This is a genomic window from Stenotrophomonas sp. STEN023, assembly GCF_056760135.1.
Genome location: NZ_JBRREF010000066.1, coordinates 1 through 26,629, shown reverse-complemented (window position 1 = coordinate 26,629; position 26,629 = coordinate 1). Strand labels below are relative to the sequence as shown.

At 60.4% G+C, this 26,629-nt stretch carries 19 protein-coding genes, 1 pseudogene and 1 riboswitch; of the genes and pseudogenes, 5 read left to right on the top strand and 15 right to left on the bottom strand.

The features are described from left to right. Window positions 1-201: 201 nt before the first annotated feature. Window positions 202-2,913 carry a phosphoenolpyruvate carboxylase gene (gene ppc / locus ACVOLV_RS16495; RefSeq protein ID WP_481555328.1) on the bottom strand — a complete coding sequence of 904 codons (2,712 nt, stop codon included), beginning with the start codon at window positions 2,911-2,913 and terminating at the stop codon, window positions 202-204. Between the two features lie 401 nt (window positions 2,914-3,314). Continuing rightward, complete coding sequence (locus ACVOLV_RS16490) at window positions 3,315-5,816, bottom strand: S9 family peptidase (protein ID WP_481555327.1); 2,502 nt, start codon at window positions 5,814-5,816, stop codon at window positions 3,315-3,317. Window positions 5,817-5,932: 116 nt separating this feature from the next. After that, a riboswitch (S-adenosyl-L-homocysteine riboswitch) is annotated at window positions 5,933-6,051 on the top strand. Between the two features lie 32 nt (window positions 6,052-6,083). Here ACVOLV_RS16490 and ahcY point away from each other — a divergent pair. From ahcY to ACVOLV_RS16475, 3 genes are all read left to right on the top strand, one after another. Continuing rightward, complete coding sequence (gene ahcY, locus ACVOLV_RS16485; protein WP_481555326.1) at window positions 6,084-7,529, top strand: adenosylhomocysteinase; 1,446 nt, start codon at window positions 6,084-6,086, stop codon at window positions 7,527-7,529. Window positions 7,530-7,847: 318 nt separating this feature from the next. Beyond that, on the top strand, window positions 7,848-8,063 hold the full coding sequence (locus ACVOLV_RS16480) for a DUF4287 domain-containing protein (RefSeq protein ID WP_481555325.1): 216 nt from the start codon (window positions 7,848-7,850) through the stop codon (window positions 8,061-8,063). Between the two features lie 66 nt (window positions 8,064-8,129). Continuing rightward, window positions 8,130-8,585: a GyrI-like domain-containing protein gene (locus tag ACVOLV_RS16475; RefSeq protein ID WP_481555324.1), complete on the top strand. Its 456-nt coding sequence runs from the start codon at window positions 8,130-8,132 to the stop codon at window positions 8,583-8,585. Between the two features lie 128 nt (window positions 8,586-8,713). Here the strand turns inward: ACVOLV_RS16475 and ACVOLV_RS16470 are convergent, their stop codons facing one another. After that, window positions 8,714-9,478, bottom strand: coding sequence for an SDR family oxidoreductase (locus ACVOLV_RS16470; RefSeq protein ID WP_481555323.1), 765 nt, complete (start codon window positions 9,476-9,478; stop codon window positions 8,714-8,716). 141 nt (window positions 9,479-9,619) lie between these two features. On the opposite strand from ACVOLV_RS16470, the gene ACVOLV_RS16465 reads away from it, so the two are divergent. Next, the gene (locus tag ACVOLV_RS16465) at window positions 9,620-9,982 is read left to right on the top strand and encodes a VOC family protein (RefSeq protein ID WP_481555322.1); all 363 of its coding nucleotides are present in this window, start codon (window positions 9,620-9,622) and stop codon (window positions 9,980-9,982) included. Between the two features lie 317 nt (window positions 9,983-10,299). Here the strand turns inward: ACVOLV_RS16465 and ACVOLV_RS16460 are convergent, their stop codons facing one another. From ACVOLV_RS16460 to ACVOLV_RS16445, 4 genes are all read right to left on the bottom strand, one after another. Further along, complete coding sequence (locus tag ACVOLV_RS16460; RefSeq protein ID WP_481555321.1) at window positions 10,300-11,283, bottom strand: T6SS immunity protein Tli4 family protein; 984 nt, start codon at window positions 11,281-11,283, stop codon at window positions 10,300-10,302. Between the two features lie 13 nt (window positions 11,284-11,296). Then, on the bottom strand, window positions 11,297-12,919 hold the full coding sequence (locus ACVOLV_RS16455) for an esterase/lipase family protein (RefSeq protein WP_481555320.1): 1,623 nt from the start codon (window positions 12,917-12,919) through the stop codon (window positions 11,297-11,299). 3 nt (window positions 12,920-12,922) lie between these two features. Then, window positions 12,923-15,820: a type VI secretion system Vgr family protein gene (locus ACVOLV_RS16450; RefSeq protein ID WP_481555319.1), complete on the bottom strand. Its 2,898-nt coding sequence runs from the start codon at window positions 15,818-15,820 to the stop codon at window positions 12,923-12,925. Between the two features lie 361 nt (window positions 15,821-16,181). Next, window positions 16,182-17,333: a T6SS immunity protein Tli4 family protein gene (locus ACVOLV_RS16445; protein ID WP_481555318.1), complete on the bottom strand. Its 1,152-nt coding sequence runs from the start codon at window positions 17,331-17,333 to the stop codon at window positions 16,182-16,184. A gap of 475 nt (window positions 17,334-17,808) precedes the next feature. Here ACVOLV_RS16445 and ACVOLV_RS16440 point away from each other — a divergent pair, with 475 nt between their 5' ends. Further along, window positions 17,809-18,714, top strand: a complete 906-nt coding sequence (locus ACVOLV_RS16440) for an IS3 family transposase (RefSeq protein WP_313172004.1) — start codon at window positions 17,809-17,811, stop codon at window positions 18,712-18,714. 702 nt (window positions 18,715-19,416) lie between these two features. Here ACVOLV_RS16440 and ACVOLV_RS16435 read toward each other — a convergent pair. From ACVOLV_RS16435 to ACVOLV_RS16400, 8 genes and pseudogenes are all read right to left on the bottom strand, one after another. Beyond that, window positions 19,417-22,062, bottom strand: coding sequence for a bifunctional diguanylate cyclase/phosphodiesterase (locus ACVOLV_RS16435; RefSeq protein ID WP_481555317.1), 2,646 nt, complete (start codon window positions 22,060-22,062; stop codon window positions 19,417-19,419). Between the two features lie 590 nt (window positions 22,063-22,652). Next, on the bottom strand, window positions 22,653-23,360 hold the full coding sequence (locus ACVOLV_RS16430) for a VIT1/CCC1 transporter family protein (protein WP_481555330.1): 708 nt from the start codon (window positions 23,358-23,360) through the stop codon (window positions 22,653-22,655). 43 nt (window positions 23,361-23,403) lie between these two features. Next, window positions 23,404-23,965: pseudogene (locus tag ACVOLV_RS16425) on the bottom strand (cytochrome b). A 548-nt stretch (window positions 23,966-24,513) separates the two neighbouring features. Beyond that, window positions 24,514-24,867, bottom strand: a complete 354-nt coding sequence (locus ACVOLV_RS16420; protein ID WP_481555316.1) for a carboxymuconolactone decarboxylase family protein — start codon at window positions 24,865-24,867, stop codon at window positions 24,514-24,516. Between the two features lie 116 nt (window positions 24,868-24,983). Then, window positions 24,984-25,271 (bottom strand): ArsR/SmtB family transcription factor, encoded by a 288-nt coding sequence (locus ACVOLV_RS16415; protein WP_481555329.1) that lies wholly within the window; start codon window positions 25,269-25,271, stop codon window positions 24,984-24,986. Window positions 25,272-25,321: 50 nt separating this feature from the next. After that, complete coding sequence (locus tag ACVOLV_RS16410) at window positions 25,322-25,711, bottom strand: rhodanese-like domain-containing protein (RefSeq protein ID WP_481555315.1); 390 nt, start codon at window positions 25,709-25,711, stop codon at window positions 25,322-25,324. A 255-nt stretch (window positions 25,712-25,966) separates the two neighbouring features. Beyond that, window positions 25,967-26,260 (bottom strand): DUF6616 family protein, encoded by a 294-nt coding sequence (locus ACVOLV_RS16405; protein ID WP_481555314.1) that lies wholly within the window; start codon window positions 26,258-26,260, stop codon window positions 25,967-25,969. A gap of 44 nt (window positions 26,261-26,304) precedes the next feature. Then, on the bottom strand, window positions 26,305-26,629 hold a 325-nt coding region (locus ACVOLV_RS16400), incomplete at its 5' end, for a transposase (protein ID WP_481548751.1).

Below are 26,629 nucleotides of genomic sequence, written 5' to 3'. Positions count from 1 at the left end.
GGCAGGGGCTGTACTAGTGAAGCCCCTTGCCGAGCATGGCTCGGCACTACGGTTGGAGATTGCCGGTGAAGCCCCTGCCGAGCATGGCTCGGCACTACGGTTGGGGATTGCTGGTGAAGCCCCTGCCGAGCATGGCTCGGCACTACGGTTGGAGATTGCCGGTGAAGCCCCTGCCGAGCATGGCTCGGCACTACGGGCGGCTCAACCTGTGTTCTGCACGCCCTGCGATACACCGTTCACGCAGGCCACCAGCGCGCGCAGCAGGCCTTCGTCCTCGCGCTCGCTTGCGCGCCAGCGCTGCAGCAGGTCCACCTGCAGGATGCTGATCGGGTCGATGTAGGGATTACGCAGGCGGATCGACAAGGCCAGCCGCGGGTCCTGTTCCAGCAGTTCCTGCTGGCCACTCAAACGCTTCACCCAATGTGCGGTCAGCGCCAGTTCCTCGCGGATGAGCGGGAAGAACTGCTCATGCAGCGGGCCAGCCAGCTTGGAGAACTGCTCGGCGATATGGATGTCACCCTTGCTCAACACCATCGACATGTCATCGAGGAAGGTCTCGAAGAACGGCCAGTCGTGCGCCATCTCACGCAAGGTCTGTTCATGCCCTGCGTCTGCAGCAGTTTGCAGACCACTGCCGACGCCGAACCAACCCGGAATCACCGCGCGCGCCTGGCTCCATGCGAATACCCAGGGGATCGCACGCAGGTTGGTAAGCGCAGCATCCTGGCCAAGACGCCGCGACGGACGCGAGCCCAGCGTCATGCGTTCGATCACGTCGATCGGCGTGGCCTGGCGGAAGTAGTTCATGAATTGCGCATCGCCAACAAACGCTCGATACGCCAGCGAACTCTGCTCGGCAACCTGCGCCATCACCGGCTTCCACTGCTCTTCACGCGGCTCGGCGGCGCGCGGCCGCAGGCTCGCGCGCAACACCGCACCAGCTGACTGTTCCAACGAGCGTAGCGCCAGTGCACGGATGCCATACTTGCGATGGATCACTTCGCCCTGCTCGGTGACGCGCAGACGCCCACCGATGCTGCCGCGCGGGGAAGCGTTCACCGCGTGCGTGGTCTTGGTGCCACCACGGCTGATCGAACCTCCGCGGCCGTGGAAGAAGGTCAGCTTGACGCCGAATTCCGCCGCGGTTTCAAGCAGTTCGACCTGTGCATGCTGCAGACCCCAACGCGAAGCGGCGATACCGCCGTCCTTGCCGCTGTCCGAGTAACCCAACATCACCATCTGCACATCGTCGCGCCCGGCCAGGTGCGCGCGGTAGACCGGATCGGCAAGCAGGTCCCGCAGCGTTGCTGTACCTCGTTGCAGGTCGTCGACGGTTTCAAACAAAGGTGCGATGTCCAAAGGCACTGCGCCTTCGGCATCGAGCAGACCACCACGGCGCGCCAGCGCCAGTACCGCCAGCACGTCACCGCGATCATGTGCCATCGAGATGATATAGCTGCCCAATGCATCGGCACCGTGGCGACGGCGTGCGTCGGCCAATGCGGCGAATACCTTGTCCAGGCGTTGGCCGGCTTCATCGTCGCCGTGCGCCAGAACTTCCGTGCCGGCGGCATACGGTGACAACAGCTGTGCGCGGGCGACATCGTCCAGCGCATCGAATGCATCCTGCCCGCCCAGCACCTCGGCAAGCGCGCGCGAATGCACACTGGATTCCTGGCGCACATCCAGGCGCGCCAGATGGAAGCCAAACGTACGCACGCGCCACAGCAGGCGACGCACCGAGAACCAGCCAGCGTGCTTGCCCTTGTTGGCATCGAGGCTGTCGAGAATCAGCTGGATATCGTGGATGAATTCTTCCGGCGATGCATAAGCGCCGTGTGCATCTTCCAGTGTGGCCTGCAGGCGCGCGCGCATACGGTCGTTGAGCAGGCGATACGGCATATCGGCATGACGCGGACGCGACCTCACCTGCGGCAGCAGCTGTTGGTATTCCTGCACGCGCGCCAGCACTTCATCGCTGACGCCAACCAGTTCGATCGACTGGCTGAGCAGGCTGGCCAGTGCCAGCATGTCCTTCAGGTACAGGCCCAGCACGGCGCTGCGCTGGGCATTCAAGGTGTTGGTGATGGTGCCGGCATCCACGTTGGGGTTGCCATCCATGTCGCCGCCAACCCAGGTACCGAAGCGCAGCAGACGCGGCAGCGGCAAGGTCCTGCCCCAGGTATCGCGCACGGCCTGTTCCAGCGATTCGTAGAACACCGGGATCACCCGATACAACACGCGGGTCAGGTAGAAACCGACGTGCTCGCGCTCGTCATCAACCGTTGGTCGTACCGGCGAGGAATCGGCAGTCTGCCATGACGCGGTCAAGGCCATGCGGAAACGTGCTGCATCGGCGGCCTGCTCGCCGGGTGTGCGTTGGCCGTCGAGATTATCGACCAAGGCGGCGACCATCAGCTGTTCCTTTTCCAGCAGAGCACGGCGCACGGCTTCTGTCGGGTGCGCGGTGAACACCGGCTCGATATCGATCTGCGGCAGCCACTGCGCCAGTTCTTCCGGCGTCACGCCCTGCGCCTTCAGTGCGAGCAGCGCGTCATGCAGGCCCTCTGGTTGCGGGCGCTTGGTTCCTGCGCGCTGGTAGTCACGGCGACGGCGGATGCGATGCACGCGCTCGGCGATGTTGACCACCTGGAAATAGGTGCTGAAGGCACGCACCAGCGCTTCGGCATCGCGCGGCGAGCGGCCGGCCAGCTGGGTGCTCAGCGAGAGCAGCGGTGCCTGGCTTTCGCGGCGGGCGATGGCGGCTGTACGCACGTCTTCCACTTCATCGAGGAAGCCGGGCGATACCTGTTCGGAAATCAGATCGCCAACCATCGTGCCGAGGCGGCGCACATCGTCGCGCAAGGGCAGGTCGGGGGTGGCAAAGACAACGCTGCTGCGGTACTCGTTCATCGAAGACGTAGAGCCTGAAGAGCGGAAACCCGTCAAGCCTACCGCAAAAATCAGCACAATTTTGCAGTGCACCAAACCTGAAACAGTTGCATTTGAATGTTGTCTGGCGACTGTCCTTTTGGACAGGAATGCATGGCAAAACAGTCAGTTCGAGGACATGACGGCGCAGTGCTTCACCTGTAGTGGGGGGGGGGGGGGGGGGGGGCGGGGGGGGGGGGGGGGGGGAAAACACAACCCCCCCCGCCGGGGGGGGGGGGGGGGGGGGGGGGGGGGGGGGGGTGGGGGGGGGGGGGCGGGGGGGGGGGGGGGTTTTTTGCTTTGCCCGGCAACCCCCCTGCCTCGATGGGCGCGCAACTACATTGCTGCCCCTGCGCCGAAGGCGCAGGGGCAGCAACCACACATCAGCGTTTCTTGCCGGCTTCTGCACCCAACCAGCGGTCCAGCCAGTCTTCGCTTTCAGCCAGCATGGTCATGATCGATTCGCGTGCGCGGTAGCCATGCGATTCGTTCGGCAGCATCACCAGCCGCGAGGTGCCACCCAAGCCCTTCACCGCGGCGAACATGCGCTCGCTCTGGATCGGGAAGGTACCGGAGTTGTTGTCGTCAACGCCATGGATGAACAGGATCGGGTCCTTGATCTTGTCGGCGTAATTGAACGGCGACATCTTCTGGTACACATCCTGCGCCTGCCAGTAGTTACGCTCTTCGGCCTGGAAGCCGAACGGCGTCAGCGTGCGGTTGTACGCGCCGGAACGCGCAATACCTGCCTTGAACAGGCGCGTATGTGCCAGCAGGTTGGCGGTCATGAAGGCGCCGTAGGAATGGCCACCCACCGCAATGCGCTCACGGTCACCAACACCGCGCTTCACCACTTCATCGACCGCCGCCTGTGCACTGGCAACCAGCTGCTGCACATAGGTGTCGTTCGGCTCGGTGTCGCCTTCGCCAACGATCGGCATGGTCGGGTTGTTCAACACCACATAGCCCTTGGCAAGGAAGGCCTGCGGTCCCCAGTAACTGATGGCATTGAAACGATACTTGGAGCCACTGACCTGGCTGGCATCGGCGGCGGATTTGAACTCGGCCGGATAGGCCCACATCAGCACCGGGCGCGGGCCGTCCTTCTTGGCGTCGTAGCCCGGCGGCAGCAGCAGGTCGGCGGTGAGTTCGACACCGTCTGCACGCTTGTAACGGATCTGCTCCTTCTTCACTCCACGCAGCTTCGGCAGCGGGTGAGCGAAGTGGGTCAGCTCGACCGGCTGTGCGTCCGCCGCCAAGCCGCGTGCAAACAGATTGGCAGGCACATCATTGGATTCACGATAGGTCAGGATGCGCGCGCCCTCGCCCTCGATGATGCCCAACGGCATTTCGTAGTACGGCGCCTGCGACTGGAACAGGCGCTCGCCCTTGCCGCTGGCCAGTTCCACGCGGTCCAGGAACGGGCGATCACCTTCCGCCGATGCGCCATCACCGATCCGGTAGAAGCCGGAGCCGTCGGCGGTCAGCTGCAGGCGCGAACGGCCGCGACTGTCCATCTGCAGCAAAGGTTCGCCCGGATCGCTGTAACGGTCATCCTCCGAACGCTGGACCAGCAGCGCTGCCGCCTGATCCAGATGATCCGGGGCAATCTTCCACTGCTTCACCTGGCGGCTCTTCCACCAGTACTCATCCAGCAAGGCCAACTCGCCATTGGCCCAGGTAACACCTGCGTAGCGCGAACCAAGCTGTGCCAGCGTCACCGGCGGCTTGTCGAACGGTGCCGCCTGCAGCAGCACCGCATCACGTACCTTGGCCTCGCGCGACGGATCACCGCCGTCCTGTGCTTCGGCCCACACCAGCGAGGCCGGTGCATCGGCACGCCAGCTGATCGAACGTACGCCGGTGGGCACTGCATCGTTGCCGGTCGGCAGGCCATCCACCAGTGGCAGGCGCGCCACCGTGTGCGCCAGCTTGCCCTGCGCATCCAGCACTTCGATGTTGCGCGGGAAGCTGCTGACCGGCACCGCATAGGAGAACGGCCGCTGCACGCGCTGGCTCAACAGGTACTTGCCATCGGGCGAGGCCGACAAGCCCAGATAGATGCCAACAGCGCCAACGGGTGTGCTGTCACCGTTGATTGCCACCCGCACCGGCTGTGCCCGCATGTAGTACTCGAACAGGCGCGCGTCGTCCTCGTTCTTCAACAGGTCCTGATAGGTACGCACCGACCGCACGCCCTTGCCAGCCTCGGTCTGCTGCACCGCCGGCCCGGTCGGCACACCGTCGCCGTGCGGCGGCTCACCCTGCCCGGCAGGACGCTGCATCACCAACAGCGCGTCGCCGCCCGGCAGCCAGGCATAGCCATTGCCAACGATGCTGTTCAGGCGCTCGGCCACGCGTCGCGCACTGGCGCTCTCGACATCCACCAGCCACAACTCATTGCTACCGGTCGCCGGGTCCAGCTGATTGAAGGCCAGGTACTTCTGGTCCGCCGACCAGGCCAGCGAGGCCACCGACAGCGGCTGCGGCAGGCCGCTGATCTGGCGCTCCTTGCCATCGCTGGTGGACGCCAACCACAGCTTGCTGCCGAACGAGAAGCGACTGTCGGACACGGTCTTGGGGTTGATGCGCAGGCCAGCCAGCTTCAGCTCCGGGGCCGCCACCTGAGCAATCGACGGCAGCGCCGGGGTCTGCAGCAGCGCAGTCAGGTCGCGCTTGGGCGACAGGTACAGGGTGGGCGCACGCGGGGCATCCACCACGGCCTGCAGCGCGGCCGACGGCAGCCGGTAGCCTTCACCCAGCTGGGCGCCCTTCTGCGCCACAGGCGGGGTCAGCGCCATGACCGGCGGTACAGCCAGCAGCAGGCCGGCACACAGCACCAGCGCGGCTGAAGCGCGGCGACGGCGGTGGGGAGACAGGTTCATGGCGCATTCCTATTGAACGGAAACAATCCGCCAACTTAACAATCCCCATCGACACTGGCCCCTGCCGTTGGTTGGTCCTGCGGCGCGGGCTCACCGGCGCGATATACTGAGCGGCCCGTTCCGAGGGGCGCTGCGACCGTTGGGTGGACCCGTCCACTACAGCCCGTGTTCTTGCACGGACTTCCCATACGGCCAGGCTCGGACGGCTTTCACGCAACAACGGCGCCCGGCGAACGCGAGCCTGCTCGCACCACACCGGAGCTCTAAATGAACGCTGTTGCCGCTACCTTCTCGCAGGAAGGTGATTACAAGATCCGCGATATCTCGCTGTCCGATTGGGGCCGCAAGGAACTGGACATCGCCGAGCACGAAATGCCGGGCCTGATGTCGATCCGCCGCAAGTACCAGGCCGAGCTGCCGCTGAAGGGCGTGCGCGTGACCGGCTCGCTGCACATGACCATCCAGACCGCGGTGCTGATCGAGACCCTGAAGGACATCGGCGCCGAAGTGCGTTGGGCCTCGTGCAACATCTTCTCGACCCAGGACCACGCTGCCGCCGCGATTGCCGCTACCGGCACGCCGGTGTTCGCATGGAAGGGCGAGTCGCTGGAAGAATATTGGGACTGCACCCTGGACGCGCTGACCTTCACCCTGGCCGACGGCACCCTGACCGGTCCGGAGCTGGTGGTCGACGACGGTGGCGACGTCACCCTGCTGATCCACAAGGGCTATGAGCTCGAGAACGGCAGCAACTGGGTCAACGAGCCGGCTTCCTCGCACGAAGAACAGGTCATCAAGAACCTGCTCAAGCGCGTTGCAACCGAGCGCCCGGGTTACTGGGGCCGCGTGGTCAAGGATTGGAAGGGCGTCTCCGAAGAGACCACCACCGGCGTGCACCGCCTGTACCAGCTGGCCCAGGCCGGCACCCTGCTGATCCCGGCGATCAACGTCAACGACTCGGTCACCAAGAGCAAGTTCGACAACCTCTACGGCTGCCGCGAGTCGCTGGCCGATGGCCTGAAGCGCGCGATGGACGTGATGCTGGCCGGCAAGGTTGCCGTGGTCTGCGGCTACGGCGACGTCGGCAAGGGCTGCGCTGCTTCGCTGCGTGCCTATGGCGCGCGCGTGGTGGTCACCGAGATCGACCCGATCTGCGCCCTGCAGGCCGCGATGGAAGGCTTCGAGGTCAACACCATCGAATCCACCCTGGGCCGTGCTGACCTGTACGTCACCACCACCGGCAACAAGGACATCATCCGCATCGAGCACCTGAGCGCGATGAAGGACCAGGCCATCGTCTGCAACATTGGTCACTTCGACAATGAAATCCAGGTCGATGCGCTGGTGGGTTACAAGGGCGTGCAGCACGTCAACATCAAGCCGCAGGTGGACAAGTACATCTTCCCGAACGGCAACGCGATCTTCCTGCTGGCCGAAGGCCGCCTGGTCAACCTCGGCTGCGCCACCGGCCACCCGAGCTTCGTGATGTCCAACTCGTTCGCCAACCAGACGCTCGCACAGATCGACCTGTGGGCGAACAAGGACAGCTACGAGAACAAGGTGTACCTGCTGCCGAAGAAGCTGGACGAAGAAGTTGCCCGTCTGCACCTGGAAAAGATCGGCGTCAAGCTGACCACCCTGAGCCAGGACCAGGCCGACTACATCGGCGTGCCGGTCGATGGCCCGTTCAAGCCGGACCACTACCGCTACTGATTTGCTTAGCCCTGCTTTAGCCCCTCTCCCGTTCACGGGAGAGGGGTTGGGGTGAGGGCAGCTTTAGCTGGTAAAGCCCCTGCCGAGCATGGCTCGGCACTACAGCTTGAGCCCCTCTCCCGCCCGCGGGAGAGGGGTTGGGGTGAGGGCAAGCTTTGCAAAGAACGGGCGCCGCAAGGCGCCCGTTCTGCTTTCTGCGCGTCCTTCACGCCTTCAAAGCACACACAACCAGCATCCCGCACCCACGCACCAACCGGATCGCCAACACCCAATCTTTGCCGCATCATTGCCCTGCCTCTCTCCTTCCAGGAAACGCAGATGACCAGCAGCGACAAAGTCCAAGGCCCTGCGTCGTATTTCCCGTCCATCGAGAAAACCTACGGCAAGCCGGTAAAACACTGGCTGCAGCTGTTGGATACCGTCAAAGACAAGAAGCACATGGAACAGGTGGCCTTCCTCAAGGAACAGCACAACATCGGCCATGGCCATGCAAATGCGCTGGTCGCTTACCAGCGGGCGCAGAGCGGAAGCTGACAGGCGCGCGCCAAGCTCCCCACGCGGCAGCAACACGCAAGCACCTCCCATACAAGAAATCCCAACATGCAACCCACCCTCACCGAACGCCCGGCCTTCAATGTCATCGGCATGGAAGCAATCTTCCGCGAAGGCGAAGATGGCTATGCCGAACTCTGGCAGCGCTTCATCCCGCGCGAGAATGAAGTCACCGGCAAGATCGACCCCATCGTCAGCTACGGTATCTGCATACCGCAGGCCGACCGCACGCTGCGCTACATCACCGGTTTCGAGGTGAGTGAGGAAGCGGTCATCCCGGAAGGCATGGTCCGCGTCCAGGTTCCCGCGCAACGCTATGCCGTTTATACCCACACTGGCACTGCGCCGCAGATCAGCGCAACGTTCCAGGCAATCTACGATCACCTGCTGGCCGATCACGGCCTACAGGCAAAAGACGGCGTTGACCTGGAACGCTACGACGCGCGCTTTGACGACCCGTTCGATCCCGCAGCGCAGATGGAACTGCTTATTCCGATCCATTGATCGGCCAGGCAGGCAGCTTGCACCCTGGCTCCTGCCCTGGGAGTGCGTGCGCTTCAGCAGCTCCATGCATTCCGGCCAAGCAAGGCAAACAGGCGCCACTCGGCGCCCGTTTCGCATGCGTCCCCACTTCAGCCCCGATGGATGGACACCCCACCATCCACCAGCATCGCCGCGCCGGTCATGAATGAAGACTGGTCCGAGGCCAGGAACATCGCCGCCGCCGCCAACTCGCGTGGATCGGCAATACGCTTCAGTGCATGCAACTGCGCCACCTGTGCCATCGCTTCCGGCGAGCCGTTCATCTCATGCGCCATCGGTGTATCCGTGCCACCGGGCAACAAGGCATTCACCCGCAGTCCCTGCGGTCCGAACTCCGACGCCAATGCCTGGGTCAGCCCGATGATGCCGGACTTGCTGGCCGCATAAGCCGCAGCACCGGCGAAACCCACCGTATGCCCGACAAAGGTTGAAGTGAATATCAGGCTGCCAGCGCCGCCGCGCAGCATCGCCGGGACCTGATGCTTGGCGGCCAGGAACATCGCGGTGAGATTGGTATCCAACGTGCGCTGCCAATCGACCAATGCCAGCCCGGGTGTCGGCCCCAATGGCCCCATCGTGCCGGCATTATTGAAGGCCACGTCCAGTCGACCGAACCGGTCCAACGCCAGATCGACCAAGGCCTTTGCATAGGCCTCTTCGCAGACATCGCCCGGTAGACACACCGCAGTGCCGCCACTTCCGGCAATCTCCGCGACAAGCCGATCCAACTCGGCAGCGCGACGCGCTCCCAGCACAAGGGCCGCGCCTTCTGCGGCGAACAACACTGCTGCAGCACGGCCAATACCCGAACTGGCACCGGTGATGATCGCAACCTTTCCATGTAGCTGCTTCATGTAAGCTCCAATCGACAAGGGAGCTGCATGCTGCATCCATGAAGGCAGCGTTGCCCGCCAGATTCGGACACCAAAGCCGACCTCCAAGAGCTGTAACCGGAGTCAACGCGCGATGGCTGATATCACGCCGCAGGAGATGAGATGAGTGACTTCATCGATATACGCTTTACCCTCGCCGTGCAGGATCTGGCCAAGTCCACCGACTACTACGCTTCAGTGCTTGGCCTGCAAATGGATTTCACTGCGCCCGGCTGGAGTTTCATGTCGCGCGGCAGCTTCCGGATAATGCTGGGCGAATGCATCGACGCTACGCCGCCGCATGCGCTTGGTGACCATTCCTGGTATGGCTACGTCACTGTGTCTGATGCCGCTGCCCTGTTTGAGGAGTACCGAACCGCGGGTGCGGAATTCACCCAGCCGCTCGCTGACAAGCCGTGGGGCATGCGTGAGTTCGGAGTGCGCACGATCGACGGCCACAGGATCATGTTCGGCCAGGAGCTTTGAGCCCGGCGGTTACGGGGTGCTGGAGCGTGCTTACCAGGGCTGTTGTAGGAGCGGCGTAAGCCGCGAAGCCGGTGCATCGTCGGTTCGCGCAAATGCCGGGGTTTCAGCACCATCAGCTTCGCGGCTTATGCCGCTCCTACAAAAATACCGATTGTGCGTGGCCGCAAACGCAGCCTGAACTGCCGGAAAAAACCAAGACTGCTGTTGTGGGAGCGGCGTAAGCCGCGAAGCTGGCACATCTGCAGATGGCACAAATACCTGCAAGCTCCAGCACCATCTGCTTCACGGCTTACGCCGTTCCCACAACCAAGATGATTTTAAATTGCCCCCGGGCGCAGGCGCAGGCTGCCCAGCACTTGATCCCACAGCCCCAGCGCCTGGGCATCATCGCGGAATGCCGGTGCATCGGCCTTCTCTTCGGTCAGCAGCTGCAGCGACAGGAACGGGAACTGCAAGGACTCCGCACGCCCCTGCGATTCCCACAGGAAGGCATACATCTTGCCCCCGTCAGCTTCTGCATGGGCAAGAATCTCCTGCCCCTGAATCGGCCCCACGTTGCGTTCACCACGGCGCAGATTGCGCATCCGCGCTGCGGCGGCAGCATATTCCGGCGGCAGGTCGGAGGCACGCTGCAGCAATGGCTGATCAGGCTTGCCGGTGACATACGACATCAAGGTCATGCGCGCGCCCGGATGTGCACGCGGACGCAGGCCGATAGTCATCTCCTCGCTGTTGATGCGATTGCCCGCAATGAAACCCGAGTCGACGCAGAAGCCCGCGGTGGTCGGAATGGTGTTGGGATCGCGGTAGCTGATCCTCGGTCGCAAGGCGCGGTAGTTCTCGATCGCCGCCGGCAGCTTCGCCGCCTCGGTCTCGCCACTGACCAGGTACTGTACGTTGTGCGCTTGATCCAGCACATATAGCTCCTGGCGATGACCGGCGCGGCTGCTTTCGCTGACCCATGAGGTAAGCAGCACCGCGTTCTCGTCAAAGGTCGTCGTGCTCACCGACATCGACTCACCGCTGCGATGCCGGTCCGCGGTCAGCGTCGCGTCACGCGCGGCCACGCGCTGGCGGAACTCCTGCAGTGATACGCCGGTAGTCGTCTCCACCTTCTTGCGTGCATACACGTAACCGGGCTGGATCGAGGTCGCAGCAGGCACATCCAGCAGGAATCGGCCAACGCACAAAGTCTTCATTTCGCTTCCCTGTCGTTTCGGTGCCGCGCCGGCAACGCCGCCCGAGGCAAAGGTCAGTAGTACTGCAGCCAGCACGCCATGCAACAGTGGTCGCCGCGTCATCGCATGCAACGCCTCACGCCCAGTCCGCGCTTTGCGCAAACCGCACTGCGGCGTAAAGGGTTGCCCAGCGGGTGCGCTCGTCGTTGTAGCTGCCTTGATGGTCATAGCCTTTTTTTCCTTTCAGCGCGTACTGCCCGGTGCCGAAACTGCCTTGGCGGAAACATCCCGTGACCTCAGCTTTGGGGGCCGCACCTGAACACGCCGGGACTGTGCCGTCACCAGGATCGGCGGGATCGGCAATCTCCAGCTTGATCACAGCAACCGCGTCCTGCAGTTTGATCTTGCCGTTGTGGTTGTCCGATACCGGCGTCACCGAATCCACGCCGGTCATGCTGCCACCGCTCCAGCCCAGGTCACCCCAGGCAAGCTGCTTGGCGTCATCACCGTAATGCGCGAAGGTCGGCTTGTGGTACTTGCGCTCGATGTCCTTGTGAAAGTCCCGCACACCTTCGATATTGATCTGGAAGCCGCTGCGTGGCGTCAGCGCCGGGCCATCTTCTTCTTCGCGTGCCGATGCCGCCGCCGGCGCCGGTGCGCTCGGATCGAGCAGACCAGTATTGGCTTCGGGAACCAGTCCATACCATTTGGTGTTGAGGTAGATCTCGTTGTACGGATCTGCGCCAACCGGCAGACGCGGGCCCTTGTCGCCGAGCTCCAGCCACGCCTTGCCTTCGTTGTAGTCCGCAGCGGGCAGCAGCTCCAGACCACCGGGGGACCTGGCCAGAATCGCCACCACTTCACCCGCATCGCGGCCAAGAATGATGCTGGATGCACCGGTATAGCCGGCACGGCAATGGTGATACGTCGCCGCCGCGCCCGTCGCCGGCATCACACCATGAGAAATACCAAGCAACTTGCCGTAGTTCGACACCTGCGACACCGCGCGTGCCACCAGGCCGCCCATGGAGTGGGTGACCAGCAATACCTTCTGCGCGTTGATACCGCGCGTGGCGTAATACGGCAGGATCACGTTATCGATGCGCGCGACGATGTCCTGCGCCGACAGACGATTGCTCTGCAGCCAGTTGTAACCACCGGACCAGACCTCGAAGCGGTAGTGCGCGGCGTGCTTGGCCTGCTCCAAGGTAAGCGCGGCATTGCCGCCGACCATCTCGCCATACTCGGCCGGCGCGCGAGCGCCATCTTCGGCCCACCACGGCTGCAGCTTGCCCGCCGACATCAGGTCATTGAGCTTGCGCTGCATCTCCGCCATCACCGGATTGTAGGCAGAGCGCATCAACTGGCCCCAACCACGTTCTCGCGCCAGCGTCTCGGGAATGGTCTTCTCCGCATCAAGCGGACCGCGGTCGTCCACTTCCGATGTCAACGGATTCAACAAGCGTTGCCGCGTGGCAGCGCCACGGAACAGGAATACGAACATCTGTCCGATCGCGCCCAGTACCGCGCCGACACCATCCGTGTTCGGTGGCCGCCATACCGGATCACCGGTGACCGTCGACTTCAGGTTGGTGCCCATGATGCCGGGCAGGAAGATCACCGGAATCACCGCATCGGTATCGGCCTCGACCACCTTGTCGCGCTTGTCCTTGACCTGGGTGAGCCGCGCACGTGCGACCGGCCGCCCATCTTCATCCCAGTCTCCGCTGGGCAGCACAACGTCCTGTTTCTCTTCCATGCGTTAGACCTTCCCAAGAATCTTGATGAGCACCTCATCGATACCCTGCCCGCTCTGCCGCGGCAGGCGCCCCTGTGCATCGGTGACCAGCTCGCTGCGGCCACCATCACCGCGGGTGAGCTGCACCCGCGTATTGGGCATGGGCTCGCCCGTGGCCCGGTGCCGCACCACGTAGACATCATCGAACTGCGGGTCTGGCCAGCTGTTCATTTCGGTGGACAGATGGGTGCCGCCAAGGAAGCTCTTCTTGCTCGCATGCACGGTGATCTTGCCCGGGCAGTTGAAGCTGATGTTGCCGCCTTCGATGGTGACGCTGGCGCCACCGGTGGTGGCGATGTGCAAGGTCTTGCCGGCAGTCAGTTCCACCACGCCCTGGGCGCTGGCTGCGCGCAGGGCCTGCTTTGATTGCATGCGCACTTCGTCGTGTTGTGCCTGCACGTTCAGTTCATCGGTGCCGGCTACCACGCTCAATGCATTGCCGCCGTCGGCACCGCCCTCCACGGCAGTGGCCAACATCCCGATGGCCTGGCCTGCATGCAGACGCGCGTCGCCCATCACCGCGGTATCGCTGTCACCGCCGCTGGCCAATAGCAGGCCTTCGCCGACCGACCAGTGCAGTGCCTGCCCAGCGACATGGACAATGCCAGCCGGCGCCGCGAACCCCAGCAGCGGATCACCGCTATGCGGTACCCGGCCCTTACCGGCACTAGCCTGCCGCTGCTCGGCTTCGCTGCTGGCAGCTTGGTATTCCGTACCGGCAACCGTGGTCTTGGCGCTGGCCAACATCGCTGCCAGCGGCGCCTTGTCTGGCACGATGCTGGAGCGGTCCTTGCCGCGTGCGCCTTCCTTCATCGCCAACGCAGTGGTCAGATGCGTGCGCGCCGATTGATTGAAGCGTGTACTCAAGGCCTGCAACTGATTGAGCAGGGCCGCCGGTTGCACGGCTTCGCCCGCAGGACTGTTGCTGCGGTGCGCATAGGCACTGAACCAGCCGCCCGACGTTGTACGCACCGCGCCCCAGGCATCACTGCGCAGCTCGAAGCCGGTGCCGCGCAGGCTGCCAAGGAAGTTGTCGGCCTGATGGCGCAGATGGCCAAGACTCAACTGCGAGGTCTGCTGGCTGCTGGCCAGCTGCACGCGCAGTTGCTGGTCGCTGTCATCAAACAGCAGGTGATTGCTGCCTTCGCCGCCATCCCACTCACGCGAACGGATGCCCCATACCGCGCCCGCATTGCGGTGCGCATCGTCGCCGGCGCCGGCCGCGTGCCAAGCCGGCGCATGGCCGCCACTGAGATTGCCCTGCGCACTGGCGGCGCCATCGCGCGCCTGTGCATAGGCACTGTGATCGGCGTCGGCACTGGCACCAGCGGGGGTGGGCGCAACACCCGCTTCGCCACGGCCGTTGTACAGCGCGCCCAACACGATGGGACGGTCGATATCACCCTCAAGGAAACCGACCAGCACTTCCTGGCCGATACGCGGCAGGAACTGCGCACCAACACCGGGGCCCGCATAGCGCTGGGCTACCCGCAGCCAGGTGGTGTCGCCCTGCTCATCCTGGAAGTGGAAACGCACCCGAATCCGGCCAAGGCTGTCGGCATGCACGTCCTTGCTGTTGCCGCCCTGCCCCGCGACGACCACGGCGGTCTGATAGCCCGGCACGGTCGGCCGTGGATTCAGGCGATGACCGTTGCCATCTTCCAGCGCCGGCCGCCATGGCAAGTTCCGCTCGGTCGCCTTGAAGCGATTGGCATAGCCCACTTTCTCAGCCTGCTGCCACAGCCCGGCATCGGTCCCTGCCATCGGCGTGCTACCCAAGGCATCGTCCATCGCCTTGCGTACATCAGTCGGCAGGTTGTTGATACCCGCGTGCTCCACCTCCACCAGCAACAACTCGGGCGCGGTCGCAAACGGCGCCTGTTGCACCTCAAGCCAGGTACCGGACTGGAAACCGCGCACCGTGCCCTGGCCCTGCCAGCTGCGTCCGTGAACTTCATGCGCCTGCGCCTGCAAGCGCGCATACCAATCGGCCGCACCGGCATTGTTGAAAGCATATGCGCCAACGGCGTCATAGCTTTCGCGCTTGGAGGCGTCACCGCCGCCGTCCAAGGGCAGCTGCGTGCTGATGCTGCGCACCTGACGGTAATCATCGCTGAGCAGGCTCAGGCTGGTGCTGCCCAGGACGCGGCGTCGGCCCAGCGTCTGGATGCTGTCCGTGGATTCGGTTGCATCACTGCGGTGGAAGCGCACGCCGCCTGCGGCGCTGCTGGCATCCTGCGGCAGGCCCAGGCTATCGGCGAAGATCTCCATGCCGTTGCCGCAAGAGGATTGTTCCTCGGCGTACAGGCGCCAACCCAGCCCTTCCTCGGCCAACAGCCGCTGCAGGAAATCCAGATCGCTCTCGCGGTACTGCACGCAATAGCTGCGCACGCGCGTACCAATGAATTCATCGCAGCCTTCGGCCCAGCGCCAATTGGCCAGGTCTGGATAGTCGGCAAGCACGGCGTCGACGATCTCGCGCACGCTCTTGTCCTGGAATACACGGCTGTGCCGCGCATGCTGCAGCCACCAGGTCCACGACCGCAGCGACACGCGATAGCGCACCAGTCCGCCATCACTGCCCATGCGCTGTGCATGTGCGACCAGACCACTGCGTTGCTGCTCGCCACCATCGGCCATGCGCATCACCAGCACCGCCTGGGTGCCAAGCAGCGCATCCAGCGCAACACCTTGATCGGTGGACAGCACATCCACATCCGTCTGCGCGTGCGCAGACAGGCCATCGCGGCCCCACCAGCGTTCGACCATGCCCCCGCCAAATCCCGAGCATCGCCATTGATACTGACGCTGTGCATCACTCGGCGCAGCCACCTGCGCCATCAGGCTATTCAGCTTATCCATGCCAACCCAATGCGTTTCCCGTCTGCCATTCAGCAGACGCGGTAGGATCCCCCAAGCCGAATCTATCAGAACTTTCCTATAGCCCGCGTTACGGATTGGAGGGGTCGGATTGGTGGGGACAGCCGATTGCTATCTCAGATAACTTGAACCGCTGTGACCATCCATACTGCATCACGTATCGCGACTGTGCGGAAGATCACAAAGCGCACGACGAATTGAGCCATTCATCACTAAAGCTGTACTGACACCAAGAATGAATGGGCATTCAGCCCGTTCCGCCCCCACATCTTGCCCGCGACTTCACACTGGCGAAACTAAGAATCCGTCACCCAAAATTGGACTTGTTATCCAAATAGCCGCTTCAACGACTTCGAATCGATTTCACAACGGCATCCCACAAGCCCATAGCCTCCTCGTCTGTTAACGCCGAATCGAACTTGATCGGAACTGGACCTGATGGCAGGTCACGCGGTTCTCTGAAGGCGATAGGGTTGCGCGCCGCCGCAGATGCAGACTCGCCTCCAACTTCAGTTTGCGTACTCATTGAGAGCGTGAACGACGGCCTGGACAGCCCCGGTGCAGCCCGCATCGACCAGAGTCCGAACGATAGGGAGTGTCGATCCTCCAGCTGTTTGAACCTAACAAGCGCCTGCTCCGCCTCTTCGCCGTCTACGGAAACACTCCCCCTCCGAAGCACTTTCATCCTACTACCAAGGTAGTCGGATGCTTCGTCGACGCGCGCCCCCAACGTCTCACCTGAACCCGAGCGCTCCATGCTGCTTGTATAGAATTCGAACAGCACGCCATCCTGGCTACGCCCACCGGAAGCATGAAATATGACAACTTCGTAATCTTGATTCGATTTTATCAACAGCGGCCCGAGACAGAATCGATCGCCCCTTTCGCCGTCAGCGCCACTAGCTACTGAAATCTCACCGGCCAACTTTCGTACATTGTTAGCGACCGCATCACGGCCGCGTGAATACGCGTCACCTTCTACGAACACCTGCACACCTTCGATCAAAAGATGCGCCTCATAGGTGACAGCACGATCAGTCTCGAAGCTTTGATAACGCTCAATGAAATGCACGCCGCTAGCTTCTCTTGCGTGGCTCTTCAAAACAGACTCACCCGAACCGATATTGGTTTCGGACGCGATCTCCGCAACCCGCTCACTCACTCGACGATCAAACAACTCCTGATCAACACCAGTGTCAGCAATAGAGACATCCATGGTCTTGAAATCAGCATCTCTGCCGTAATACAGCGTAACCCTCGCATAGGGTGACCACTTGAAGTCCTTCGGAAGGCTGACAAACATTCGCCCAAGGCACTCCTCCTTCATCTCCCGTGTCAACTCACTGATAACTTTCCGCTCTTTTTCGGTAGGCCCACCACAGCCGAGCACCGACAAGCACGCTGCAAGAGACGTAACGGCAGCAAACTTAGACATCATCTGATCGCCCGTTCCATACAATTGCATATCTATCAACGTCCATTTCAGATCAACCATAATCGCTCTCAGAAAATCTCTGCCCCTCGGAAGCTACCAACTTTCGCAGAAGAGACGTGTTGTGCTGATAGCACGGAGCATCCCTCCATCAAGCACACACAGGCGTTCGCGGCCCTCATACTCCAACGGGGCATCCAGAATGTACCGAGCAACCAACAAACGGCTCTCGGGCCTGCTCAACAGGTACATAACGTAGATCAAGCCATCACTCGTTCTACTGGGCGGAGCCATCGAACCCAACATCTCGACAACTGAACTCAGGTCAGCGCCCGACGTCAAATCAATGAGCGTGTAGTAAGGGCATCCCGCACCGCAGCCGTGAAGCCCGAGATGATATCGACCGGCAAAGTTCACAACGGGATCGCGCACATGCTTACCCATGCGATTCCCCCGGGCGCCATCGTGATCGAAGTGGAGTTCCCAGGATTTCCTAGACAGAGCTAGCCTCTGTTGGGGGCGGCATTGGGAGACAGTCATGTCTGCAGGCAAGATCACCAGCAAGACCCGGCAAGCCTACAAATTCATCGATGCGCATCGGGACGAGTTCAGTATCCAGATGATGTGTCGTCTGCTTGGGGTTGCTCGAGCCGGCTACTACGCATGGCGTGAACATCCGATTTCCGATCGAGCGCAAGAAGATGCGCGGTTGCTTCGCTTGATACGTGCGTCGTTTACCGCCAGCCACGGAATTTATGGCGCCCCCAGGGTGTTTCTCGACCTGAGGGAGCACGGGGAGGCATGCAGCAAACATCGGGTTGCTCGCTTGATGCGGGTGAACGGATTGCACGCGCTGCATGGCTATCGCATACGGCACATCCCCGCTCCAAAACCTCATGTCTTGATCCCAAATTTGCTCCAGCGTCAGTTCAGCGTATCGCGCCCGAACGAGGCATGGGTGACGGATATCACCTACATCCGCACGTGGCAGGGTTGGCTATACCTGGCAGTTGTTTTGGATCTTTTCTCACGCAGGGTTGTTGGTTGGGCTGTCAGATCAACGATTCATCGAGAACTTGTTCTGGATGCCGTGATGAAAGCCGTGCGCAGCCGACGTCCTCGCAAAACCCTTATCCACTCGGATCAAGGCTCGCAGTACGGAAGTGATGCATGGCGACGTTTCTGCAAAGACAACCACCTTGAGCCAAGCATGAGCAGACGTGCCAACTGCTGGGACAACGCGGTCGCTGAGTCCTTCTTCAGCAGTTTGAAAAAGGAACGGATCAAGAAGCGCATCTATGCGAATCGTGACGTGGCGACCTCGGACATATCCGACTACATCGATGGGTTTTACAATCCAAAACGCCGCCACAGTCATCTAGGCGGGGTCAGTCCTGACGAGTTCGAGGCAGCGCATCGCCACCCTCGGTCAGGTGTCCACTAAATCCTGGGAACTCCAAAGTGCGTTCCCAACGCGGCTGCAGAGATCTCCGCCGATCATCAGTAGTGTATTCATTTCAAGTCTTTCTTCGGCGAAGATGGTGACGGCACTTAGTGTGGTCTATTCTATTTCTTCTTTTGCGACTGGTTCGAACCAAGGATATCCATGTTCGATCACATCGGCATACGCTCAAATAGCCCAGCGGCGTTGGAGAGCTTTCTTCTTCGTGCTCTTTCGCCCTTGGGGATCACAATTGCTATGCGAGGACCTGATAGTGTTGGCCTCGGGTTGGGGGGGAAGCCATCGCTATGGATCTATCCCGCCTACGCTCCTCCAACTCCTTTGCATCTCGCGATCGCGGCGAAGTCTCGCGCCCACGTCGATATGTTCTATGCTGCGGCGATTGAAGCGGGGGGTCAGGATAACGGGCGTCCTGGATTGAGGCCGTCGTATCATCCTAGCTACTATGCTGCTTTCGTCATCGCCCCCGATGGGCACAATGTGGAAGTGGTTTGCCATATGCCCGAGGCCTGAAGAGTGGCGTTGAGAGCGGCGCTATGTGAATCCTAAGTCTCACCAGCTTCAGGCTTGAGTTAGTCGCAATCAAAGAGCGTGCTCAGGCTCAGCCATCCAGAAGAAGTCGGTGAGAATCGCGCAAAAAATCTCAGTTCGCTGGAGGGTCTCTGCAGAAGCCTATTGCCAAATTTAGCATTGGAACTTCACTCGTTCCGGACGATGCAAGCCAAAGCCCTGTGCGTAGTCCACGCCCAAGGAGCGCGCTGCACTACACAGATGCTGAGAGCTAACGCCCTCGGCCACAACTTTTAAGCCGCGTTGGTGGCCTATCTTGGCGATGGCACTGATGATGGTGTGGCTGGTCGGATCGGAGTCCAGATCAGCAATGAAGCTACGATCGATCTTGATCAGGTCCAGCGGGAGACTCTTGAGATAACCGAATGAAGACATGCCCGCGCCAAAGTCGTCGAGGGCGATACTACAGCCGGCACGCCGTAGGCGTTCGACGATGCTTGCCACCTTGACCAGGTTGCGAACGGCGACGGTCTCGGTGATCTCAAAGCAAAGGCGCTGCGGCGACACACCGTACTCTTTCAAACTATCAAGAATGAAGTCGGCTAAGCCTTCGTCCTCGATACTGGCGCCCGACAGATTGATTGCACAGCCGCCAAGCTTCTGCGCAGTTGGGTGGAGGGTGGTGAAGTTTGAGAGGGCCTTCCGGATCACCCAGCGGTCAATGGCGGGCATCAAGCCATAGCGCTCGGCAGCGGGTAGAAACGCTCCTGGTAGCACAATGCTGCCATCTTCATCTCGCAGGCGCAGCAGTAGTTCGATATTGGTACCGGTATCCTCCCCAGTGAGCGAGATGATCTCTTGGTAGTCAAGGAGCAGGCGGTCCTGTTCGATAGCCCAACGCAGTCGATTGACCCACTCCATCTCTCCTCGGCGGCGAGTCGTCTCATCGTCCTCACGATAGACGTACACGCGGTTACGCCCGTTCTCCTTTGCCAGGTAGCAAGCCGTGTCCGCCCACGCGAGTAGATCTTTCAGGGTGGGCACCTGCTGGTCAATAACCACCATCCCGATACTGCAGCTGACTCTATAGCTGCGTTCTTGCCAGGCAAATAGCAACGCCTCGATGCTTCCGCGCAGCTGCTCCGCCAGTACCAGTGCCCCGCCGCTGTCGGCATGGAAGCTCAGCAAGCCGAATTCGTCTCCGCCCAAGCGCGCGAGCACGTCGTCGCTGCGCGTCTGCTGACGCATGATCAGCGCAAGTTGCTCCAGCAGCTGGTCACCCGCCATATGCCCAGATACGTCATTGATTAGCTTGAACTGGTCAAGGTCAATATAGAGCAGCGCCCACACGCCACTCTTCGCTATCGTGGATCGATTCTGAAGCAGTTCCTCCACACGCCGTTCGAACTCACGACGGTTGTAGAGTCCGGTCAGTGCATCATGTGCCGCTTGATAGCTCAGGCGGTCTGTAAGTTCTCGCTGTTCGGAATTATCGGTCGCTACCATCAATAGATGAGGTGCGCCATCAACATTTACCTCGACTATAGAGGCGTTCGCCCAGAAGCTGGTGCCATCTCCACCTCGCAATTCGGCTTCGAGGCAATTCCAAGTGTTGCGAATATTTGCGGGGCTACGTATGCGATCCTGGAGTAGTTGGTCCAGAAATAGCGAAGAGAGTGGCAGGCCGGTTGGGTCTCCAAAACGCCTCCGCGCTGCCTGATTGGCGTATGCGATCTTCCAGTTGCGGGCGTCGGCCAGTAACACCAGCGCTGGCAGTAGTTCATTCAGGGCTCGGAAACGCAGCTCGCTCTCTCTGTAGCGTGTACTCATCTGCTCGCCAAGTGCTAGCGCCTTTCGCCTAGTCACGGCCAACGACCACATTAGAGCCGATAGCAGGAGGCTGATGATGCTTCCGGCTATGATGATAGTGTGCAGCTGGCCTAGGTCCAAAGGGCGTGGGACGGGCAGCATCTCTAGGTACCAGCGTCTGCCGCCGAAATCAAGTTGACGGTGCTGGGTGGGCAGCCCGTGTGCCGCCGCTAAGCCCGAATCGTAGAATGGTAGGGAACTCGCATTCGTATCGCGGATTCTGATCCGGAAGCCTTCCTTGATGCGCGATTCAAGTGCACTTTCGATCAGTGGTTGCAAGCGAATGCCTACGGCAAGTGCGCCGATTTCCCGGGCTCTTCGTTCGCTCGTGGACGCCGGTGCTGCGCCTTTGGAATAGACCGGCAGGCGGAGCGTGACCCCCAGCTTATTCTCTCCCGAGGGCGAGTGTTGGCGCAGGGTGAACGGGGCCGAAAGGGTGACGGTGTCTGTATCTCTGGCGCGTACCAAGGCTGCCAGGTTGGCCGGTTGGGAGGTCATGTCAAAACCTAGCAGGCTGATATTGCTCTGGTAGGGCGACACAAATTCATAGCGATAAGCGGCATGGTCCGTTTGCGGTCGATGCACCTGCGTGCGCCGAGCAAAGGCGATGGAGGTGTAAGCATCGCGGTTATTGTCTAGACGCGTGTAGTATTCGCTGAACCCCGCTTGGTCCATCCGGTCATTGGCGAGGAAGACTGTCTGCATCGAACGCAGGATGGAAGCCGCGCGATCAAGCGGTACGCGTAGTTGCGCAACGCTAGCATCTGCCAAGGTGCTGCTGGCCTCTTCCGTCCTATGCTGCAGTTCGGACCATTCGCGATGCGCCAGGACCGCAGTGCAGGTCAGTCCGAACAACAGGCCGGCGACTGCCCAAGCGAGCGGCGGTAGGCTGCCATCATGAATGGACAAGGCGCGCGCGGAATCTTCGTGATCTGGCTGGATGAAATTCACGTGCCGCTTCAGCTCCTGCGTAATGTCGTGCCATGAAGAACATGTGGCCTGCCGCTAACCGGCTAGCCGTAGAAATAGTCGGAACAACGCTGCAGCTAACGTAACGCAACTTCCGGTCCTCGCGGACCGAGTATGGATATCGGCGTGGTTGAGGCGATCTTGATTGGGTTTCTCAGAATCGTTTGCGACGTCGGTGAAGACATAAGGCTTGAATCAAGGCAGGAGAACTCAGTGGGCAACGTCGACCTGGAGTCAAGACTGGAGGCGTATCGAAGTACTCTGAGACTGCCTTCAGACGCGGTCCGGCTGATTGCCTAGGACCGATTATGAAGCCAAATACAGCATGTTTGGTCGCCATCCCCAATGGGGGCAGAGCCTCTCCAGCGGTTAGTTTATTTCGCGACGACCGGCGCCAACAGCGGCCGCCTGCTTGATGTGTCCGGTGATTGCGCGTGTCGATGTGAGGTCAGCCTGGTTGTGGAATCTCGAACACCTTCGGTCGCTGAACAGTAGGCAGACTCCGGTCGGGTTTTCACATGGGGTGGTCATTTACTACCGCCGTTCTCAAATCGATGCATCAGCAGCTTGGTCTACATTGCTGTGCCGAATATGGCACCTATACCCGACGTCACAGACATGGCGACCGAGCCCCAGAAAGCTACGCGCAGCGCACTTTTGATTCGCGGCGTGCCCCCCACTGCCGCGGCGGCGGCGCCAAGCAACGCAAGGAAGACGATCGCGGTCGATATGATCCAATAAAGCAGGTTTTGCTCTGGTGCCAAAAGGACCACGCTAAGCGGCAGCGCTGCGCCTATCGCGAAGCTCCCAGCGGAGGCCATTGCAGCTTGCAATGGGCGAGCACTCAATGTTTCAGAGATACCCAATTCGTCGCGGGCATGCGCGCCCAGCGCATCATGTGCCATGAGTTGCTTGGCGACCTGCTCGGCGAGTTCGTGATCTAAGCCGCGCTGGATGTAAATAGCCGTCAATTCCCGATGCTCTGCTTCCGGACTATTTTCCAGCTCATAACTCTCCCTTGCTAAATCAGCCTTCTCTGTGTCGGCCTGTGAGTAGACTGACACGAACTCGCCAGCAGCCATCGACATGGCACCAGCTGCCAAGCCAGCAATGGCTGTGGTCAAGATGTTGGCATGGGCTGCATGGGCTGCAGCCACGCCTGCCACCAAGCTAGCTGTGGAAATGATGCCGTCATTGGCACCCAATACGGCGGCACGCAGCCAACCGATATGCTCGGTGCGATGACTTTCCGGATGAGCGCGATAGTGAAATTTTGTCATTGGTGATCCGAGCACATTCGAAGCAGCTTTGGGCTGCGGAAATTCATCGGCGATCGCCACGAAGCATGCGAACGAGTGTGTTGTCATGCATGACATAGTGGTGCCACAGGGCCGCCGCCGCGTGCAAACCGATCAGGAAATAGCCCAAAGTGGCCAGCATCTCATGCGCCTCCTTGAGCTGGCGCGAAAATTTTGCATCGGTGCCGATTAGGGAGGGGATTGGAAGTCCAAATAGAACAATAGGCTTTCCAGATGCGCTCAAGATTAGCCATCCGATTAGCGGGAGGGCGATCATGAAAGCATAGAGTGCATGGTGCATGGTGCATGGCGCCCGCGGCCAGCGCCTGCCATTTATGCATGGGTGGCTCGATTCGGGGTGTTTGTCCTGCTTGGATGCGGACCCAGATGCGAATCACGACGACGGCCAGTACGCTGAGACCAAGAAGGAAATGCAAGGACTTTATGTTTCCTCGAAGTTCGCTTCCCTTGGGTGCCAATCCTCGTAGTTCCATGCTCGCATAGACCGCGATTAGCAGAAGCACGGTTAGCCAGTGCAGCGCAATGACCAAAGGACTGAAGCGGCTTTCGGAATTCTTGGGTTCCATAGCAAATGGCTCGGCGTTTCATGTGGCGAAGGGCACACGGCTTGCATATCGGAGCTTTTTACTGAGAGCCAGTCCATTGATCGCAAATAAAACCGGATTTCTCCCAAGCCCCATCGTACACAGAACTCAAGTGTCAGTACTTGGAAATAGTGGGTAATGCGCCTGGCCATTCTTCAGGAATGAGAAAGCGAATAGTTTTCAAACCTAGTTGTGTGTTCGCTACCGTAATTTATAGTTTTTGATGATAGGCGCAGTTCTTGTAGCTACTTGTCAGCTGTGCAGTGGATGATGCTGCTCAACCACCACCGGGTGCAGTCTGCCGATGAAGCCTTGCTAAGATGCGTGGGATCATTGATGAAGTGAATTACCTCGGCGCGGGCTTCAAAGCAGCTGCTTGTAGACCTAGCTGCTTTCACGTCAGCACGGCTCGCTTCCTCCAAGCTCCTCCTCGGAGAAGGGGGGCTTTCCGCGCTTGTTGGCGCCACAAGCGACTTGGTTGATCGTGACCTCAAAGCGGCATGCTGAAGTGCTCGTGGAAGGACCTGTCCTCAGTCTTGTGATTGGCTGAATTCACGATAGGCAGCAAGGGCGTTTGCTGCGTACATAAGTGACGGACCTCCTCCCATGTAGACGGCTACGCCAAGCATTTCTCGAAACTCCTCTGGACTAGCGCCCAAGCGAACCAGCGCTTTGGCATGAAAGCCCAGGCAGCCATCACACCGATTTGCGACGCCAATCGCCATGGCGATGAGCTCTTTTGTCTTTTCGTCCAGCGCACCTGGATTCATTGCGGCTTTGCTGAGGGCTCCGAAGCCTTGCATGACCGCACTGTTCTGGGTGCGGAGCTCGGTCAAATTCTGGGATATTTCGCGAGTCAGTTCAGCATACGAGTTGGCGTTCATTGCATTTCCTTAGGTTGTGAAGCAATGAGAAGGCGCTAATGATGTTCACCTCTTCACATAGATGCGTTTAGGTGAGTGGCTGCCTTTGATAAGCGGTCTTAGCGCGCTACCGCTGGCTAGGAGCGATCAACGCAGTAAATTCTGTGAAGGGTGCTCATCACTTCGAAGGCGGGACCCGGAGCCAGGGAGTAGTAGATCAACTGAGCTTCGCGACGGCTGATTACAAGGCCCTCTGCCCGTAACAAAGCTAGATGTTGCGATAGCGATGACTGACTGAGGTCAAGTTCTAGATTCAACTCACTAACCGAAAATTCGCGCTCAGCTAGTAGGCAGAGGATCAGCAGTCGGTTCTCATTGGCTAGGGCCTTGAGCAACTGCGCAGCGTGACTTGCGTGCTTGCGCATTGTGTTCAGTTCTGAGATCGAAGGTTTCGTATTGGTCTTGGACATGTGGGCTAGTCGGTGACCACTGGTAAACCCGCTTCTTTCCACGCGGTGATGCCGCCTGCTAGTGATTGCACCTTGCTGAAACCAAGCTGCTGCAAGCTATCTGCAGCAAGAGCAGAACGCCCTCCCGTTTGGCAGTAGACGACAATTGGCCGCGCTGCCTGTGACGCTGGTTCTTCCGCCGAACTGCCAGCAAGCTCTGGATGGCTCAGGATTTTGAACTCCAGCAGACCTCGAGGAAGATTGATTGCTCCTCGGACATGGCCTTCCGCGAATTCGCTTGGTTCCCGCACATCGACGAGCAGCGGCCTGGCTTCGGAGAGAGCCGCAAAATGCTCCACTTGGATCTCTTTGATGCGTTCGCGTGCGGCATCGACCAAGTCGTTAGCGGTTCGCATAAGGGACATCCTGTAAATTAGATATATCTAATTTAGCAATGCCTAATGTAAAGATCAAGAGGGGGGGGATAGGGGCGCAGGGCGTGCATTGGATCGGTCTCTGCACAGATTTCCTAAGGAAGTCTTCAGTCGGAATTCTGTGAAGGCAGAGAGGGAGTGAAAGAAGCTAGGGCGAGGCAGTTGCCTCGCCCTATGCTCTAGGTCAATAACATTGGGTTGCTCTTTTGGGGAGAAGAGCTGGATTGAAGAGGGGCATTACGCATCCATCAGTGCTGCTAGATGAGGTGCGAATCCGCCTGCGTTGCTTGCTGCATTCACATGGTCGAAGTAGTCATACCAGCCGCAGGCCTTGACGCCTGCCAGCAGCGCGTCGCGCGCCTGAGGATCGGGAAAGCGCCAGACGCCGAGGAAGCGGTGGGTGCTTGAATGATCGATGTCGGATTCGATCTCGGCAAGCGCCAGAACTTCGACCCCAAGAGCTGTCAGATTGGCCATAGCGCTTCCAATTCCGTCTAGGAATTCACCCCGCTTTTCGCTCGGCAACGCCATCCAGGCGGGAGCGTGTGCAGATTTTTGTGTAAACGGGATTCGGGTTACAGCTGAGGGAGTCGCCCCTCAAACTGGATGGTAAATCGGTTCAAGGCTGCCTTCCAATCACGGATGGGTAAGGTCCATCGTTTGCTGATGTTGCGCAACGCGAGGTAGAGCAGTTTGATGAGAGCTTCGTCGCTCGGAAACGCGCCGCGGTGCTTGGTTAATTTTCGTAGCCCCATGTTCACCGACTCGATTGCGTTGGTTGTATAGATAACCTTACGGATCTCGGGTGGATAGTCGAAAAATGGGGTTAACCGTGTCCAGTTACGCCGCCAAGACTGGCCAATCGGCAGGTACTCCTTGTCCCAGCGTGCCTCGAACTCG

What these genes read in the sequence shown, in the direction of transcription:
- ppc (WP_481555328.1), bottom strand. Translation starts at nt 2,913, where the DNA reads ATGAACGAGTACCGCAGCAGCGTTGTCTTTGCCACCCCCGACCTGCCC.
- ACVOLV_RS16490 (WP_481555327.1), bottom strand. Translation starts at nt 5,816, where the DNA reads ATGAACCTGTCTCCCCACCGCCGTCGCCGCGCTTCAGCCGCGCTGGTG.
- ahcY (WP_481555326.1), top strand. Translation starts at nt 6,084, where the DNA reads ATGAACGCTGTTGCCGCTACCTTCTCGCAGGAAGGTGATTACAAGATC.
- ACVOLV_RS16480 (WP_481555325.1), top strand. Translation starts at nt 7,848, where the DNA reads ATGACCAGCAGCGACAAAGTCCAAGGCCCTGCGTCGTATTTCCCGTCC.
- ACVOLV_RS16475 (WP_481555324.1), top strand. Translation starts at nt 8,130, where the DNA reads ATGCAACCCACCCTCACCGAACGCCCGGCCTTCAATGTCATCGGCATG.
- ACVOLV_RS16470 (WP_481555323.1), bottom strand. Translation starts at nt 9,478, where the DNA reads ATGAAGCAGCTACATGGAAAGGTTGCGATCATCACCGGTGCCAGTTCG.
- ACVOLV_RS16465 (WP_481555322.1), top strand. Translation starts at nt 9,620, where the DNA reads ATGAGTGACTTCATCGATATACGCTTTACCCTCGCCGTGCAGGATCTG.
- ACVOLV_RS16460 (WP_481555321.1), bottom strand. Translation starts at nt 11,283, where the DNA reads ATGACGCGGCGACCACTGTTGCATGGCGTGCTGGCTGCAGTACTACTG.
- ACVOLV_RS16455 (WP_481555320.1), bottom strand. Translation starts at nt 12,919, where the DNA reads ATGGAAGAGAAACAGGACGTTGTGCTGCCCAGCGGAGACTGGGATGAA.
- ACVOLV_RS16450 (WP_481555319.1), bottom strand. Translation starts at nt 15,820, where the DNA reads ATGGATAAGCTGAATAGCCTGATGGCGCAGGTGGCTGCGCCGAGTGAT.
- ACVOLV_RS16445 (WP_481555318.1), bottom strand. Translation starts at nt 17,333, where the DNA reads ATGGTTGATCTGAAATGGACGTTGATAGATATGCAATTGTATGGAACG.
- ACVOLV_RS16440 (WP_313172004.1), top strand. Translation starts at nt 17,809, where the DNA reads ATGTCTGCAGGCAAGATCACCAGCAAGACCCGGCAAGCCTACAAATTC.
- ACVOLV_RS16430 (WP_481555330.1), bottom strand. Translation starts at nt 23,360, where the DNA reads ATGACAAAATTTCACTATCGCGCTCATCCGGAAAGTCATCGCACCGAG.
- ACVOLV_RS16420 (WP_481555316.1), bottom strand. Translation starts at nt 24,867, where the DNA reads ATGAACGCCAACTCGTATGCTGAACTGACTCGCGAAATATCCCAGAAT.
- ACVOLV_RS16415 (WP_481555329.1), bottom strand. Translation starts at nt 25,271, where the DNA reads ATGCGCAAGCACGCAAGTCACGCTGCGCAGTTGCTCAAGGCCCTAGCC.
- ACVOLV_RS16410 (WP_481555315.1), bottom strand. Translation starts at nt 25,711, where the DNA reads ATGCGAACCGCTAACGACTTGGTCGATGCCGCACGCGAACGCATCAAA.
- ACVOLV_RS16405 (WP_481555314.1), bottom strand. Translation starts at nt 26,260, where the DNA reads ATGGCGTTGCCGAGCGAAAAGCGGGGTGAATTCCTAGACGGAATTGGA.